This window comes from Brachyspira hampsonii (genome assembly GCF_001746205.1).
GTDB classification, from domain to species: Bacteria; Spirochaetota; Brachyspiria; order Brachyspirales; family Brachyspiraceae; genus Brachyspira; species Brachyspira hampsonii_B.
In genome coordinates, this window is sequence record NZ_MDCO01000009.1 from 85783 (window position 1) to 100776 (window position 14994).

The following is a 14994-nucleotide window of genomic DNA, read 5'->3' on the forward strand; positions in this document are numbered from 1 at the left end:
AAAATAGAAGCAAAATAAACCTTTAATTAAATTATATATCTTGATTCATAGTTTTTCTATTTTTTTATCTATATATAAAAAACTAACAATCCCTACCATTCTTACGAATTGCAGGCACTCACAAGTTTTTTATTTTTTCTATACTGAGTCCTGTTAATTCACTAATAAGATTAATATCCATATTTTTATTTTTCATATTTTTAGCTAATGAATATTTTTCTTTTTCTATACCTTCTTTAATACCTTCTTTGATGCCTTCTTTAATACCTTCTTTAATACCTTCTTCTTTACCTTTTTCAATTCCTTGTTGGAAACCTATTTCTATGCCTTCCTTTTTTCCTTCCGCTCTCTCATACTGAAGCATAGCCGCCTGTCCGTAAAGAAAAGTATCTCTTTCATTATACGCTGACATTTCTTTTTCATCAGCTACGAATCTTTTATATTTATCTATTACCTTACTCATAATTGTATTTCCTCCTATGAGTTTATTAATCTCTTTTTCTAAATTCTTAGTTGTAAAAAAATCAATCCAAGATAAAAGTTTATTTCTATTATATTCATCTATGCTAGCATTTTTTAATATTTCTGCAAATCTTTTAATCTCTACAAAATGTATCTGAAAATCATCAAGTCTAAGAGTTGGATTATTAATATCTGAAAATGTTAAACACTTATGCTCTCTTCTTATATCAGTCTCGCTTCCTATATCCAAATTGAAATTTATAAAGCTAATACTAATCATCTGACTTATATTAATGTATAAATCACTTTCTTTTAACTCAGAAGCTATATTTTTAGCTATGTAGTATAATATTCTTTTTATAAAATTATTATTTCCAACTAATTGTATTTCAATAAGTATCTTTTTGCCGTCTTTAGTTTTTGCTTTAACATCTAATATTGATTCTTTTAAATTTTCATTTTCTGCCAAGTTATAAGGATTAATAATTTCGAGATTTCCTACTGATTCAAAATCTGCATCATTTAAAACAGCATTAACAATATTTTCTAATATATCCTCATCACCTTCAGTACCAATTAGATATCGTACAAATAAATCATTGAGTCTGTTAATCTCTTTCATAATTTTATTATACTAAAAATATAGTATTTTGTCAAAAAATGAAATATTAATTCAAATACTTAATAATATTTTCAGCAATATACACGGCATCCTCTTCTTTTAAAGTACTATATAATGGAAGAGTTATTTGATTTTTGTACATATTAAAAGCATTTTTATAATTATTAATATCGTATCCCAAATCAATATAAGCCTTCTGTGCTGGAAGAGGCAGATAATGAACATTTAAAGTTATTCCAATTTCGGACATTTCATCTATAAGCAAATCTCTATCTTCTTCTTCAAAATCATTGATTCTAATTAGATACAAATGATAAGATGACTCACTAAAACTATCCTTAAAACTAGGAAGTATTATTCTTTTATTTTTAGATAAAATTTCATTATATATACTTACTATTTTTTTTCTATTATTAAGTATAGAATCATATCTTTTAAGCTGAGATAAACCGATTGCTGCATGCAAATCGCTCATATTAGCTTTATATCCTGCCAATTCAATACTGTATCTCCAAGCTCCCTTACCTCCTTTACTTTTATCCAAAGCACTTTTATTTTGTCCATGAAGAGATAATACAGAAAGCTCTTTATATATATCATCAGCATTGATACTGCCTATATCATTAAAAGATAAAGCTCCTCCCTCAGCAGTTGTAATATTTTTTACAGCATGAAAAGAAAAAGAACTAAAATCTGCCTGAGAGCCTGTTCTTTTTCCTTTGTAAACAGCACCTATAGAATGAGCCGCATCAAGTAAGAATAATGGTCTTTTTAATTCTCTTTGATATTTATTTTCTGAAGCATTAAATAATTCTTTTTTACTTTCAAGTATTTTTATGACGCCGTCATAATCACAAGGTTTTCCTCCAATATCCACAGCAATAACAGCTTTTGTTTTATCTGTTATAGCTTTTTCTAACTTTTCTAAATCTATATTAAAGTCATTATCAGATGCATCTATAAATACTACTTTAGCTCCAAGATGAACAGCTACATTTGCAGTTGAAGCATAAGTGTATGCAGGTACTATCACCTCATCACCATCACTTACTCCAAATATTTTTAATGCAAGCTCCATAGCAGATGTGGCACTTGATAATAATTTTACTCTTTTTACATCTATATATTTACAAAGCTCTTCTTCAAACTCTTTATTAACTGGTCCTGTTGTTATCCAGCCTGACTTTAATACCCTAACTACTGCTTCTATTTCACTGTCTGTTATATCCGGCGGTGAGAATGGTATTGATTTATTCATAACTTTTTCCTTTATACTTTTTACATTATTTTAATTATATTATGTTTACTTTACATAATTATATAATATATAGCATGTAAAAAATAAATCAATAATAATTTCTCATTATTGATTAACTTAATATAAAAATATTAAATCTTAATTATATTAAGTAATTCCTACAAGAATAAATATTTCTTATAAATAAATTTTAAATATCATTTGACAAAAAATCATCATAGATATAGTATTTTTCACTAATAAAAAAATAAATTATTGGTGTTGTATTATGCTGAGTATAGAAAATCTAATTATAATAATTATAGGCTGTTCAATAGCAGGTTTTGTGGATGCGGCAGCTGGCGGCGGCGGACTTATAAGTCTTCCAGCATATTTAATAGCAGGTATTCCACCTCATACGGCATTGGCTACTAATAAACTTACATCCACTTCAGGTGCTGTAGTATCTGCCTTTACCTTTTTTAAAAATGGAAAAGTTACTTCAAAACTAATAAAGTTTTTAATACCTATGACAATATTAGGCTCTATTGTGGGCGTACAGGTTATAGTATTAATAGACGCTAAAATATTACAGCCTTTGATAATGATATTAATTCTAGCTGTTGGTATTTACACTTTATTTTCTAAAACTTTTGGAACCGAGAACCTATTTGATGAAAATAATTTAAAAAGAAAAAACTATATAGCAGGTATGTTTTTTGCTTTTCTTCTAGGTTTTTATGATGCAGTATTCGGACCCGGTACTGGAAGTTTTTTGATAATGTTTTTTGTACTCTATTATAAAATGGATTTTCTTCTTGCATCTGGTAATGCTAAAGCTTTGAATCTTACAAGCAATTTATGTTCATTAATAATATTTGCGATAGAGGGAAAAGTTAATTATATGGCTGGAATATTTGTTATACCTTTTATAATGATATCCACTTACTTTGGTGCTAAGTTTGCAATTAAAAAAGGAATAAAAGTTATAAAACCGATATTTGTAACTATATCACTACTTACTACATTAAAAATATTAATAGATATAATAAGATAGAAAATATAGTATAATAAAATTTTTAAAGTTTATAAAAATTAATTTTCTTATTATTTTTGTGTACTATCCCCAAAGCCCCAACTTCTTTTGCTGCAAGAGGTAAAGCCCGCCTTCGGCGAGAAGCAAAAGAACCAGATTTTTATCAAAAATATACGCTTTATATAAAATTTAATAGATAATCTAACTATATTTATTTGCACTTTTTAGTTATTTGACTAAGCCAGCAGAGCGAAGGCAGAAAAAAATTGAATAAAAAAATTTACAAATTTAAAAGCTTAACGAATTTTTTAAAATCTATAAGAAAGCGGTACAAGGCTTTATTTTTATTGCAAAGTAAAATACAAGCAGGAATCAAACTATTTGAGAGATAGTTTTTCACACTTGTACCGCATTTCGAACTTATTAAATTAAAAGAACTATTACTGTCGTTTTTCTTCTGAGCATACAACTCTTTAGAAGATAGTATTATACCTCTATCTACTTTCATATTGATTCCTTTAATGCTTACAAAAGTTTCTCAGGCTTTTGTTTTTGATGCATTTTATAATTTTACTTTGCATTAACTAATATACACAAAATAATTTTAAAGTCAACAAAATAAAAAAAATTTTTAAAAACTAATTATTCAATAAAATAAATTTGAGTAAGTCAATCTGTCAGTCTGTTTGTTTTGGCACATTTTTTGCAAAGTTAGTTAACTGACTAACTGACTTTAAAAACTTTCTTTTTGATTTAAAGATTTTAAAAATAAAAAACCAGAAAACATAGTTATCTAGTATTTATAAAAAAGCCACCTTTTTGAAGTTTTTTAATCAAGCATACATAAATCTATATTAAGCCTAAAAAAGCCCCAAAAACAAGCCTCTACGTTTCAAATAAAGCCCTTCAAATCAAAAATCAAAACTCAATTTTTTATGATGTTATCGCAATAGCATAAATCAGCATTACAAAATGCCTTTTATAGAAACAACTAACATCAAAATATTTAATGAGCTTACTAAAATGTCAGTCTGACAAAATGCTAATCTCATATAATTTTTTTAATGAGTTTGCTAAAATGTTAGTCTAACAAAATGCTAATCTCATACAATTTTTTTAATGAGCTTGCTAAAATGTTAGTCTGACAAAATGCCAATCTCATAAAAAACCAGCAAATCAATTATAAAAAGTTAAATCAAAAAGTTTTTATTCTTCAGAACTATATTATTTATAAATAACATAATATAGTATAGTATTAATATATAGTCTAGCTATCTATTTTTTATACTCAGTTTATCAATCCTGTTATTAAGCTCATTCATTTTGATGACTATTGTATTAAGTGTATTTGTTATATTTTCTTGAAAGTCATTTTTGATATTTTTGGTTTCATTATCTCTATTTATTTTTTCTGTATTTGCTTTATTGAATGGGTGATTACTCATTGCATTTTTTATCATATTCATAAGCACATAAATATATCTGCTCGTTGTTGTATTAATATTTGAATGTCCCATCATCTTGCTTATTAAATAAGTTTCTGTTCCGCTCTCTGCCATATCAGTTGCAAAACCACGTCTAAAAGAATGGCAGGTTATTTTTACTTTATTTCTTTTTGATATTACTCTCATAATCATAGTCATAGTTTCTATTGCTAAATCCTGACCATTATTTTTTATAAAAAGATTATTCTGTTCTTTAATTTTATTTTTTCTTAATATCTCATCACGCTCTGCTATATAATCAATTAATACATCTTTGATCATATCAGAAAAAACAACTATACGAGGCTTACTTCCTTTGGTTTTATAAATAGTTATAGTTTTGTTTTCAAGATTAATATTTCTAATATCTATTCCTGCAGTTTCCTTTCTGCGAATGCCTGTGTTTGACATTAAAAGCATCATTAAAATATTTCTTTGATTTGTGAAACTTTCTTTTGAAGTTCTTTCTATTTTTTTTATAATATCTAAAGTTTGATTTGCTTTTATTACCAACTGCTCTTTTATTATTGGCTTTGGTCTTTTTATATCATCAAAAGTATCTATCAATATTTTAGCTTCTATTATTTTTTTCTTATGCAAAAACTTTAAATAACTTTTAACAACATTTATTCTGCAGTTGATAATATCAGATGATAATTTAATTTCTGTTTGATATGATATGTATTTTTCTAATAATTCTTTATTTATATTTTTGTATAAGACTTCAGTATTGCAAATATAGTGATAGTCTTTTTCAGAGAAAATAGAATAATCATTATCTTGTTTTATTATGAACTTAAAAAAATATATAATATTATTTTTATATGTTTTTACTGTTGATTGGCTTTTATCTATAGAAAGATAATCAGCAAATTGAAGGATAAAATTGACATCTTTGGAATAATCATAAAGATTATATTTTTCAGCATTAAGCATAAAAAAACAACTCCATTTTTATTCGGCAAAGCCCACCTTCGGTGAAAAAATTTGCTTGACTTTTGAAAAAGAATAGAGTTGTTTTCTTAGATATAATTATTATCGGTTTAACAAAATAATAATTTATCTATTATTAAAAATATCTAATATTTCTTTATTTCCTATGTCTTCTGCTGTGCTATAAGGAGTTATACCATATTGATGTTTTGAATAAATATCTGCACCATAATTAACTAATTCAATTATTATATTTAAATCTTTTTCATTAAAAATGTCATATCTTAATTCGTACTGCAATATCGCTACCATTAGAGGAGTATTTCCATTTTTATCTCTAATCTCTATATCTGCCCCTAGTTCTAATAGTTTTTTGGTGAGTTTGATATCATTATCACATATGGACTTTATTAATAAGGTATCATCATTTTTATCTTTGGCATCTATATTTGCTCCCATTTTTACTAATGCTTCAAGTTTTTTAAGATATAAATCAGTTGAAAAAGGAATATCTAATAATGCCGTATTTCCTTTATTATTCCTTATTTCTAATTCAGCTCCAGAGGCTACCAATTGTTCTACAACATTATATCCTACAGTAAATAATGCTGTATTTCCATCATTATCTTTTGCATTTACATCAATTCCTAGTTTTATTAATTCAGCTGCTATTTCTTTATTTTTTGAATAAAATAATGGTGTTTCTCCTTTTTTATTTATTATATTGAAATCAATTTTATTTTTTATAAGCTCTTTAACTATATCTGCATTTTTAGCATAGAATAATGCATTATTTCTATAGTCATCTCTCTTATTTATATAAGCATCATTTTTTATAAGTTCTCTTAATACGTCAATATTTCCAGATGAACTAGCGGTAATTATTGGTACTGTAACTGAATTTTGATTTGTAACAGTTTTATTAACATCAGCACCTCTTTTTATTAATTCTTTTACTGTATCAGTTTTTCCTAAAATAATAGCATATATTAATGGCGTATATGCTTTATTCACAACCCTATTTGTAATTAATGCATTAGCATCTATATTATCTTTCATTACTTTTTCTATTATAATTGAATTTTCATCCATTATTGCTTTAATAATATCATTGTTTTGAGCAAATATATTAAAACTTAAAATAAATAATATTAATAATATTTTTTTCATAATATACATCCTATTATTTTTATTTAATCATTCTATAAAAATGAAATAAAAAATCAACAATAAAAAAGGTTAATAAGGGTTATATTTTTTATTTATAGTATAAAGTTTTTATTAAAAAGAAATCTGATGATTATAATTAAAAAAAATCAGCTGTAAACTCTGCAAAGCCTACAGCCTCACATAATCTTAACAGGAGTTAAAACTATGTTCAATATTGATATCAATATTATATTACTGTTTTTAAAATAGTAAAGAGTATTATTATATTATTGATATGTTTAATAAAAAATTATAATATTAATTTTTATTGAAAATAATATTTTTTATTATAAACTAATAGTAAATAACTTTTATCTTTATTTTATATAATCTACTATTATAATTTTATTATCTTTGGTGTAACAGTTAGTTACACCTTTTTTATTCCTTTCATATTTCCTTATATATTTTTTATAAAGTATAGATAAAAAAATATATAAGGAATAAAAAGTGGAAGAAATAAAAAAGAACAAAACTAAAGATATTATAGAATTAATACTTCCTACAGAAAAGGAAAAAAAAGTTTATTTAGGATTTTATTGTAGTAAAGATATTATTAAAGATATGAAAAAATATGCTCATAATTATAAAATGTCATTAGGCGAATATATAGAAGAGATACATAATTCATGCAAAAATATAAAAGATACATCTATAATAAAAAGCGAAAATACAAAAAAAATGACTTGGGCAGCTTTAGTAGAAAAAAATAATTTTAATGATATTAAAAACTACGCAGGAAAATACAAAATGTCATTAGGTGAATATATAGAATATATACATAAATTATATATTTATAATATAAAATAAAAAAAGCGGCTGAAACTTTGAATAGTTCCAGCCTTGACAAGCATCACCTGATCAATATAAAATAATTTGTATTTTTAATATATAAAGTTTTTTTTATATGTCTTTAAGGATACAAGTAAAGTTAGGAGGCAAAATGCTATTAAAAACACAAAACCATATACATATAATAAAAAATATTAGAAATTATTAATTATTCATCATTCTATAAAGATTAAACATAGCAGAAAATCTTTTTCATTTAGTCAGACTTTAATAAATGTATTCATAATGAGTTCTATGAAATTACAGCTATAAAAAAGATAATACATCCGTAAGTTAATTTAATAAAATAATATATTGATGTTTTTTCTTTAATGAGAGCTTTTAATCTCTCAGTAAAAGTTCCTTCAATCTCATTCATAAACTTGTTATAGTATTTTACTATTTCAATAAAAGTAAATAATACCATAACACCTATTAAAAAAATTAGTATTAACTTAAACATATTCACTCCTTAAAACTATTTATAAGCTTTAAATAAAAGATTTTTAGGTGCTGCTGCTGTAAGAGCTGAAGTTACAATTAGAAATTATCGTTTTTATGGAGAAGGTGATGCAGGAAGAGAGGCTTACGGTGATATTGTAGGTTTTAAGGCTTTAGGTGATGTAGAAACAAAGTATTTTAGTAAAAATAATTATAATTCAGGAAATGTTTCTTACAACGAACTTCAATATAATTCTCAAGACAATTATGTGAATATAAGAGATAAAGCAAATGGAAAAATAATAGGAAAGATTTTGAAAAGAGATATGATTAATAATGGGGGAGTTTTATTATCTATCAATGGAGCAGGTATTGATTATGAGAATTATAAAGATATCGAAACAAAGTGGCTTGAAGTATTTTATCTTCCTCCAGAGGCTGAAGACGGAAAAGATGCAATTCATGGCTTTGTGCATGGTTCGCAGGTAAAACTTGAAAATGTAGGCTATTAAAAGAGCATAACAATACCAAGTGAGCCGAAGCCAGCCCCACAGGGCACAGACGTGTGAGTGAGTAAACTCACTAGCTTATTTAAGGCGGCTGCACCTTGCTTCGCAATGTGGACTTCGTCGCGAGCATAGCAACAAAATAAAAAATTACGAGCCTTTGAAAACTATATAAACTAAATAAAAAACTTGTGAGTGCCTGCCATTTTTCAAAATGGCAGGGCTTATTAACGAACAAGTTTTTTATATATAATGGGAGTTATTCAATGAAAAAAATTATTTTATTTCTTTTAAGCATTAATTTTTTATGGGCATTTCCACCTAGTGAAGCGTATTTTTCTGAACTTTTAAGCTATGATGGTAAAGTAACAAAAAATACACTTAAAGCCTATAATGCAGAAAGTGATGGTATGGTTTATTTTGATGGAGAGATTACATTAACAGGAGTTCTTGAAAGATCTGATAATTATGATATGGGAAATAATTATACTGCTTTAAGATTTTATCCTGATAATAATGTAGATCTTCCTTTTTTATATGCTTCATCTGAAATGAATTTGAAAAATCAAGGTGCTTCTAAATATGGTGATTCTTGGGATTTTAGCGGCGTTGAATTTGACAGATTGGAATTCGGTGTTTTATTAGAAAATTGAAAAAGAAGAAACTCCTGAATTAACTAATGATTACATATCTAAGATGTATAATGATTATTTGCAAAATCAAGAATCTAATAATGATGAAGATGTTTCAAATAATGATTATATATCTAAATTTCAGAAGATGAATGAAGAGTATGAAGAGAGTAGGAAAGAAAGTGATATAAAAGAATCAGAACCAGCAGAAGAATCAAAAGCAGAAGAAATAACTCCAGAATCTCAAGAAGAAGAATTGAAAGAAGATATATCAGAACCTCAAGAAGAATCAGTAGAAGAAGATATCATATAGCAAATAGTTTAGTAATATCCATTATTTTAGAACTAGCTTCATATACATCATTCATCTTATTTACACTGTCTGCTACTATATCACCAGCCTTATTTAAAGATTCCTTAGCATCTAACACCATAGAAGTGCTTTGTGAAACACTTTCTGCTGATTCTTTGATAGCACCAGCCATCTCATTCATAGAAGCAGCAGTCTCTTCCAAGCTGGAAGCCTGAGACTCTGTTCTTTGCGACAAATCATTATTGCCTTCCAAAACTTGATTTGCTTCAGCAGAAACTCTTTCAGCAGAATTTTTTACAGTTCTTACAACTTTATTTAAATTATTAAGTATATTATCTAAACTATTTGCTATATCTCCCCACTCATCATTCATATTAAGAAATTTTTTTGATATTCTAAATGATATATCGCCATTAGAAATTTTATGCATATCCTTGGATAGAAATACTATTACATTAACAACTTTATTTCTAATTATAATAGGAATCATTATTGATGCTATTATGATAATAATTAAAGATATAATTATCATAACATTTCGTATAGTATTACTGTCTTTAAAAATATCTTTGCTTGAAGCCATTATTTCAAGCATCCAATACTGCCCTTCTGATACTTCCAAAGGCACAAAATAATATGTAGCTTTTCCTTTATAATAATCAGTGTAATTTTCAAAAGAAACTGTTTCCCCCCTAGATAATTTCTCAAATACATTATAGCTTTTATAACGGGAATATAAATCATACATATTTTTACCTAAATTAGCTGTTTCTCCCGCATCATACAATATTTTACCATAATGATCGTACAACAATCCTTCTGAATTTTCAAAAGGTCTTATATCTTCCATAGTAGGATTTAATGTTTCTATTTTTATATCAGCACTTATGACACCTATAGGTTTATTTCTGTACATTATAGGTATAGACCAAGTATACATTTTTACTACATCATTGTTTCCAAGATCAAAGTCATATATTCCTGATAAATACTCTTTAACTTTTGATATAGGCTCTTTATAATAATCAGCATCTATATCACTGGCAGATAATGCCCTTTCCTGTACATTATTTCCTGATATTCTTGATATATAATAAGTCTGCTGTCCCTTTGTTAAAGGATAAACATTGCTATATGCAGCATCATTACCTACTATATTAGGTTCAAAAGCTAACATAACGCCTACTACAGTTTCAGGAAGAATTCTAAAAAAATTTCCAACTACATTCTCATAAGCATTTCTATCTGTAATACCTGAATTGTACATATTTTCTAATGTATATTTAAGACCGGTTATTTCATAAAGATCTTCTTTAACCACAGCAGTTAATTTACTTCCCTCTCCTTTTGCCACTTCTTCCAATATCTTATATGACAACTTACTGCTTACATTCTGTACATAAATGATGTTTACCACATTTGATATTGCTATCATTATCAATAATGGTATTAATATAATTAAACTAATTTTTACCTGAAGACTTACTCTTTTAAACATAAATAAAACCTCTATTTAAAATTAAATTTTTTAAACTTCATAATAATTATAACTATAATCAAAAATATAAATTCATAAGGATTTTTAGAGAATTCGAATATATGATTTACTAATAATAATATTGATATATCTCAAGTTAATTTCACTTGATAGTCTATAACAGCATAAAAACCCTAATATTTTCTATACTATTATACATAATTTACATATATATTTCAATTGTGAAAAATGATTTAAATAAAATATTATATAAATTAAGACTTTAATTTAAAATATTCTATGGCTTTAATCAAATCATTTGCCTCACTAAGAAGAGATTCAGAAGCAGAAGCTGCCTCAGACACTAAAGCGGCATTCTTTTGAATAGAAGAATCTATATTACTAATTTCAATATTTACATGATCTATTCCTTTCTCCTGTTCTTGCACGGCAACATTGATTCTATCCATTATAGTAGAAGCTCTATCCATTTTTTCTAGTATTTCATTAAACATATCCTGAGACTGCTGAACACTTGCAGCAGCTAATTTTATTTTATCATTACTATCTGTAATTAATGAAGTAATATTTTTGACAGATTCCTGAGTATTCTGTGCTAAATTTCTTACCTCGCTAGCTACAACTGCAAATCCTCTTCCCTGTTCACCTGCCCTAGCAGCCTCTACCGAAGCATTAAGTGCTAGTATATTAGTTTGAAAGGCTATTCCTTCTATAAGTTTAGTAATATCCATTATTTTGGAACTAGCTTCGTATACATCATTCATTTTATTTACACTGTCTGCTACTATATCACCGGCTTTATTTAAAGACTGTTTTGCATCTGATACCATAGAAGCACTTTCTGAAACACTTTCTGCTGATTCTTTGATAGCACTAGCCATTTCATTCATAGATTCTGCTGTTTCTTCCAAGCTGGAAGCTTGTGTTTCTGTTCTCTGAGATAAATCATTATTACCTAATAATACCTCATTAGCAGCTATGGAAACTTGTTCTGCTGAATGCTTCACTGTATTTATTATATTATTAAAATTGTTCATAGCTTTATCCCAGCCTCTTGCTATATCTCCCCATTCATCATTTCTCTTATAAAGTACCTTAGGTATCTCAACAGTTAAATCTCCTTGGGACATAAAAGTAATATCATTAGCTAAAACTTTTATCAAATTAGATACTTTTGTTTTAATTATTATAGGCACAATTATAGAACTTACAATAATTATCATTAAAGATATTGCAATCATCACATTTCTTATAGTATTACTTTCTTTTAATACCTCATCATTAGGAGCTGTTACCTTTAATCCCCAATACTTATTTTTTATTATTTCCATAGGGGTAAATGAATAGGTATAATATTTTTGTAATGTACCGCTGAAATTTTGAAATAATACACTCTTTCCATTTACAATATTTTCAAATACATTATGAACTCTATAATACGGATATATATCATGAAGTTCTTTAAATATATATTCTTCTTTATCACTATCATAAACAATAAATCCAGAATTATCAAAAAGTGTTGTTGTTGTACCATTGAATAATTGAATATTCTCCAATATACCATAAATGGAGTCTATAAGAACATCTACACAAATTACACCTATAGTTCTATTCCCTGATTTTATAGGTACAGCCCAAGTATAAATCATAGCATTATTATGCAAAGGAGAACTATATACATCTGTAATATATATTTCTCCGCTTCTTAAAGTTTCTGTATAATACTTTTCCTGAAATATTTTATTATCAAAATAATTATCTTTAATAATATCATTATCTCTTGATACATAATAATTAAATCGTCCGCCTGAAGAACCATATTTCTCAGAGTCAGCATAATCATTATCATTTCCGATTATATTAGGTTCAAATGCTATTAATAATCCGTTTACTCTTTTAGGTAAATTATTCAAAAAATTGTATGATACTCTTTCATAAAAATTTCTATCTAAAATATTATCACCATAAAATCCAGATAAAGTATTAGCTAAACCTGTTATATATTCTGAATCTCTATACATAAAAGACTTTAACATGACAACTTCATATTTAGCTTTATTATCAAGTATGCTGTATATAAGTTTTATAGTTGATTTTCTTACATATATGATATTGACAATATTTGATATCATGAGCATTATTATTAAAGGTACAAGTATTACTAAACTAATCTTTACATTTAAATTTAATCTTTTTAACATAATAAAAAACCCTAAAATACATTCTAAAATATAGTATAGTATAAACAATATTGTTTTTCAATATAAAATTAATTATGTTATAATATTTATTAATAAAAAGAATATACAATATTTATAAATATAATTATATTTTTTAAAATCAATCAAACATTATATAATATTACTATATAGAACTATTTTTGAGTAATTTTTTAAAAGAAATTGTAAACAATGTTACAGTTGTACAAACAGCTAAAAAATCAGCTATAGGTTCTGCAAGCAGTACCGCCATTACTTTATTTTCAAAAAATATTGGTAATATAAATATAAGCGGTATTAATAATATTACCTTTCTTAATATAGCTAAGAATGCAGATATTTTAGCATTTCCTAAAGCAACAAATGTCTGCTGACATGCAGTTTGTGCTCCGAATATCAATGAAGCTGCCATATATATTTTTAAAGCCCAAACAGCATAATTTATTAATTCTTCATCACTTGTAAATATCCTTACGAAAACATAAGGAAAAAATTCGGATATAAACCACATTAAAAAAGAAAAAGAAATACAGCTTATTAATAGTATCTTAAAAGCAGATTTTACCCTATTTAAATTATTTGCTCCGTAATTATAACTTATAATAGGCTGAGCTCCTTGAGTAAGTCCCATTATAGGAAGAAAAGAAAACTGCATAATACTGCTTAGTATAGTCATAGCACCAACAGCTAAATCTCCTCCATACCTCAAAAGTGATGTATTAAAAGATACAAATAAAATACTTTCTGTAAACTGCATTATAAACGGAGAAAAACCTAAAGCTAAACATGGAAGTATTATCCTAGGAGATATTTTCAAATTTTTTAATTTCAATTTTAATATGCTTCTATTTGAAGTCATAAAAGAAAGTATCCATATACATGATATAGCCTGCGATATAATAGTGGCAAGTGCTGCACCTCTTACATCCATATTAAATACAAATATAAATATGGGATCCAATATTATATTGGTTAAAGCTCCTATCAAAACTGTAAACATACTTGTTTTTGCTTTCCCCTGAGCAGTAATAAAGGCATTGAGTCCTAAAGCCAACTGAACAAATATTGTGCCTATTGAATATATTCTTAAATATCTTAATGCATATATAATAGTGTTTTCACTTGATCCGAAAATCATAAGAAGAGGCCTTGAAAATAATAACAATATTATAGTTAAAGTTACTGAAATAATAATTAATGTCATAGCACAGTTTCCAACTATTTCTTCAGCTTTATTATAATCCTGCCTTCCCATCATAATAGAAGCACGAGGAGCTCCTCCCATGCTGATAAGATACGCAAATGCCGACACCGCCATTATAACAGGCATTGTAACTCCTACACCCGTTAAAGCCATTGCCCCAATATCAGGAATATGTCCTATATACATTCTGTCTACAACATTATAAAGTACATTTATTATTTGTGCTGCTATTGCTGGAAGTGCCAGCTGAAAAAGCAATTTTCCTACAGGCTTATTTCCAAGCTCATTTGATTTTAAATTATTATTATTATCTAATATTGCTTCATTACTCATAATTATCTCGTCTATTATTTTTTAATATAGT

Annotated in this window: 12 protein-coding genes and 2 pseudogenes; 5 read left to right on the top strand and 9 right to left on the bottom strand. The window is 26.4% G+C overall.

Going from position 1 to position 14994, the window contains the following annotated elements; genetic code table 11:
• Positions 1-118: 118 nt before the first annotated feature.
• Positions 119-1084 (bottom strand): Rpn family recombination-promoting nuclease/putative transposase, encoded by a 966-nt coding sequence (locus tag BFL38_RS05610; RefSeq protein WP_069726137.1) that lies wholly within the window; start codon positions 1082-1084, stop codon positions 119-121.
• Between the two features lie 46 nt (positions 1085-1130).
• Positions 1131-2342: a DegT/DnrJ/EryC1/StrS family aminotransferase gene (locus tag BFL38_RS05615; RefSeq protein ID WP_069726138.1), complete on the bottom strand. Its 1212-nt coding sequence runs from the start codon at positions 2340-2342 to the stop codon at positions 1131-1133.
• A 268-nt stretch (positions 2343-2610) separates the two neighbouring features.
• On the opposite strand from BFL38_RS05615, the gene BFL38_RS05620 reads away from it, so the two are divergent.
• Complete coding sequence (locus BFL38_RS05620; RefSeq protein WP_069726139.1) at positions 2611-3378, top strand: TSUP family transporter; 768 nt, start codon at positions 2611-2613, stop codon at positions 3376-3378.
• A 259-nt stretch (positions 3379-3637) separates the two neighbouring features.
• Here the strand turns inward: BFL38_RS05620 and BFL38_RS05625 are convergent, their stop codons facing one another.
• The 3 genes from BFL38_RS05625 to BFL38_RS05635 all read right to left on the bottom strand — a co-directional run bounded on the left by BFL38_RS05625 (position 3638) and on the right by BFL38_RS05635 (position 6944).
• A complete protein-coding gene (locus tag BFL38_RS05625; protein WP_069726140.1) occupies positions 3638-3865 on the bottom strand; it encodes a hypothetical protein in 228 nt (75 codons plus the stop codon).
• Between the two features lie 763 nt (positions 3866-4628).
• Entirely contained in the window at positions 4629-5777 is a 1149-nt protein-coding gene (locus BFL38_RS05630; protein WP_069726141.1) for a tyrosine-type recombinase/integrase, read from the bottom strand.
• A gap of 123 nt (positions 5778-5900) precedes the next feature.
• On the bottom strand, positions 5901-6944 hold the full coding sequence (locus BFL38_RS05635) for an ankyrin repeat domain-containing protein (RefSeq protein WP_069726142.1): 1044 nt from the start codon (positions 6942-6944) through the stop codon (positions 5901-5903).
• Between the two features lie 489 nt (positions 6945-7433).
• On the opposite strand from BFL38_RS05635, the gene BFL38_RS05640 reads away from it, so the two are divergent.
• Positions 7434-7793: a hypothetical protein gene (locus BFL38_RS05640; RefSeq protein ID WP_069726143.1), complete on the top strand. Its 360-nt coding sequence runs from the start codon at positions 7434-7436 to the stop codon at positions 7791-7793.
• Positions 7794-8067: 274 nt separating this feature from the next.
• Here BFL38_RS05640 and BFL38_RS05645 read toward each other — a convergent pair whose 3' ends face one another.
• Positions 8068-8277: a hypothetical protein gene (locus tag BFL38_RS05645; protein WP_069726144.1), complete on the bottom strand. Its 210-nt coding sequence runs from the start codon at positions 8275-8277 to the stop codon at positions 8068-8070.
• 28 nt (positions 8278-8305) lie between these two features.
• Here BFL38_RS05645 and BFL38_RS05650 point away from each other — a divergent pair.
• From BFL38_RS05650 to BFL38_RS15140, 3 genes and pseudogenes are all read left to right on the top strand, one after another.
• Positions 8306-8767: pseudogene (locus tag BFL38_RS05650) on the top strand (hypothetical protein); the annotation flags it as partial.
• A gap of 260 nt (positions 8768-9027) precedes the next feature.
• Positions 9028-9411, top strand: a pseudogene (locus BFL38_RS05655) (hypothetical protein); the annotation flags it as partial.
• A 46-nt stretch (positions 9412-9457) separates the two neighbouring features.
• Positions 9458-9706 carry a hypothetical protein gene (locus tag BFL38_RS15140; protein ID WP_176720550.1) on the top strand — a complete coding sequence of 83 codons (249 nt, stop codon included), beginning with the start codon at positions 9458-9460 and terminating at the stop codon, positions 9704-9706.
• Here BFL38_RS15140 and BFL38_RS05660 read toward each other — a convergent pair.
• The 3 genes from BFL38_RS05660 to BFL38_RS05670 all read right to left on the bottom strand — a co-directional run bounded on the left by BFL38_RS05660 (position 9699) and on the right by BFL38_RS05670 (position 14963).
• Positions 9699-11204: a methyl-accepting chemotaxis protein gene (locus BFL38_RS05660; RefSeq protein ID WP_256097206.1), complete on the bottom strand. Its 1506-nt coding sequence runs from the start codon at positions 11202-11204 to the stop codon at positions 9699-9701. The genes BFL38_RS15140 and BFL38_RS05660 overlap by 8 nt on opposite strands.
• A 254-nt stretch (positions 11205-11458) precedes the next feature.
• Entirely contained in the window at positions 11459-13408 is a 1950-nt protein-coding gene (locus tag BFL38_RS05665) for a methyl-accepting chemotaxis protein (protein ID WP_069726145.1), read from the bottom strand.
• 163 nt (positions 13409-13571) lie between these two features.
• Positions 13572-14963 (bottom strand): MATE family efflux transporter, encoded by a 1392-nt coding sequence (locus BFL38_RS05670; protein WP_069726146.1) that lies wholly within the window; start codon positions 14961-14963, stop codon positions 13572-13574.
• Between the last annotated feature and the right edge of the window lie 31 nt (positions 14964-14994).

What these genes read in the sequence shown, in the direction of transcription:
- BFL38_RS05610 (WP_069726137.1), bottom strand. Translation starts at nt 1,084, where the DNA reads ATGAAAGAGATTAACAGACTCAATGATTTATTTGTACGATATCTAATT.
- BFL38_RS05615 (WP_069726138.1), bottom strand. Translation starts at nt 2,342, where the DNA reads ATGAATAAATCAATACCATTCTCACCGCCGGATATAACAGACAGTGAA.
- BFL38_RS05620 (WP_069726139.1), top strand. Translation starts at nt 2,611, where the DNA reads ATGCTGAGTATAGAAAATCTAATTATAATAATTATAGGCTGTTCAATA.
- BFL38_RS05625 (WP_069726140.1), bottom strand. Translation starts at nt 3,865, where the DNA reads ATGAAAGTAGATAGAGGTATAATACTATCTTCTAAAGAGTTGTATGCT.
- BFL38_RS05630 (WP_069726141.1), bottom strand. Translation starts at nt 5,777, where the DNA reads ATGCTTAATGCTGAAAAATATAATCTTTATGATTATTCCAAAGATGTC.
- BFL38_RS05635 (WP_069726142.1), bottom strand. Translation starts at nt 6,944, where the DNA reads ATGAAAAAAATATTATTAATATTATTTATTTTAAGTTTTAATATATTT.
- BFL38_RS05645 (WP_069726144.1), bottom strand. Translation starts at nt 8,277, where the DNA reads ATGTTTAAGTTAATACTAATTTTTTTAATAGGTGTTATGGTATTATTT.
- BFL38_RS15140 (WP_176720550.1), top strand. Translation starts at nt 9,458, where the DNA reads ATGTATAATGATTATTTGCAAAATCAAGAATCTAATAATGATGAAGAT.
- BFL38_RS05660 (WP_256097206.1), bottom strand. Translation starts at nt 11,204, where the DNA reads ATGTTTAAAAGAGTAAGTCTTCAGGTAAAAATTAGTTTAATTATATTA.
- BFL38_RS05665 (WP_069726145.1), bottom strand. Translation starts at nt 13,408, where the DNA reads ATGTTAAAAAGATTAAATTTAAATGTAAAGATTAGTTTAGTAATACTT.
- BFL38_RS05670 (WP_069726146.1), bottom strand. Translation starts at nt 14,963, where the DNA reads ATGAGTAATGAAGCAATATTAGATAATAATAATAATTTAAAATCAAAT.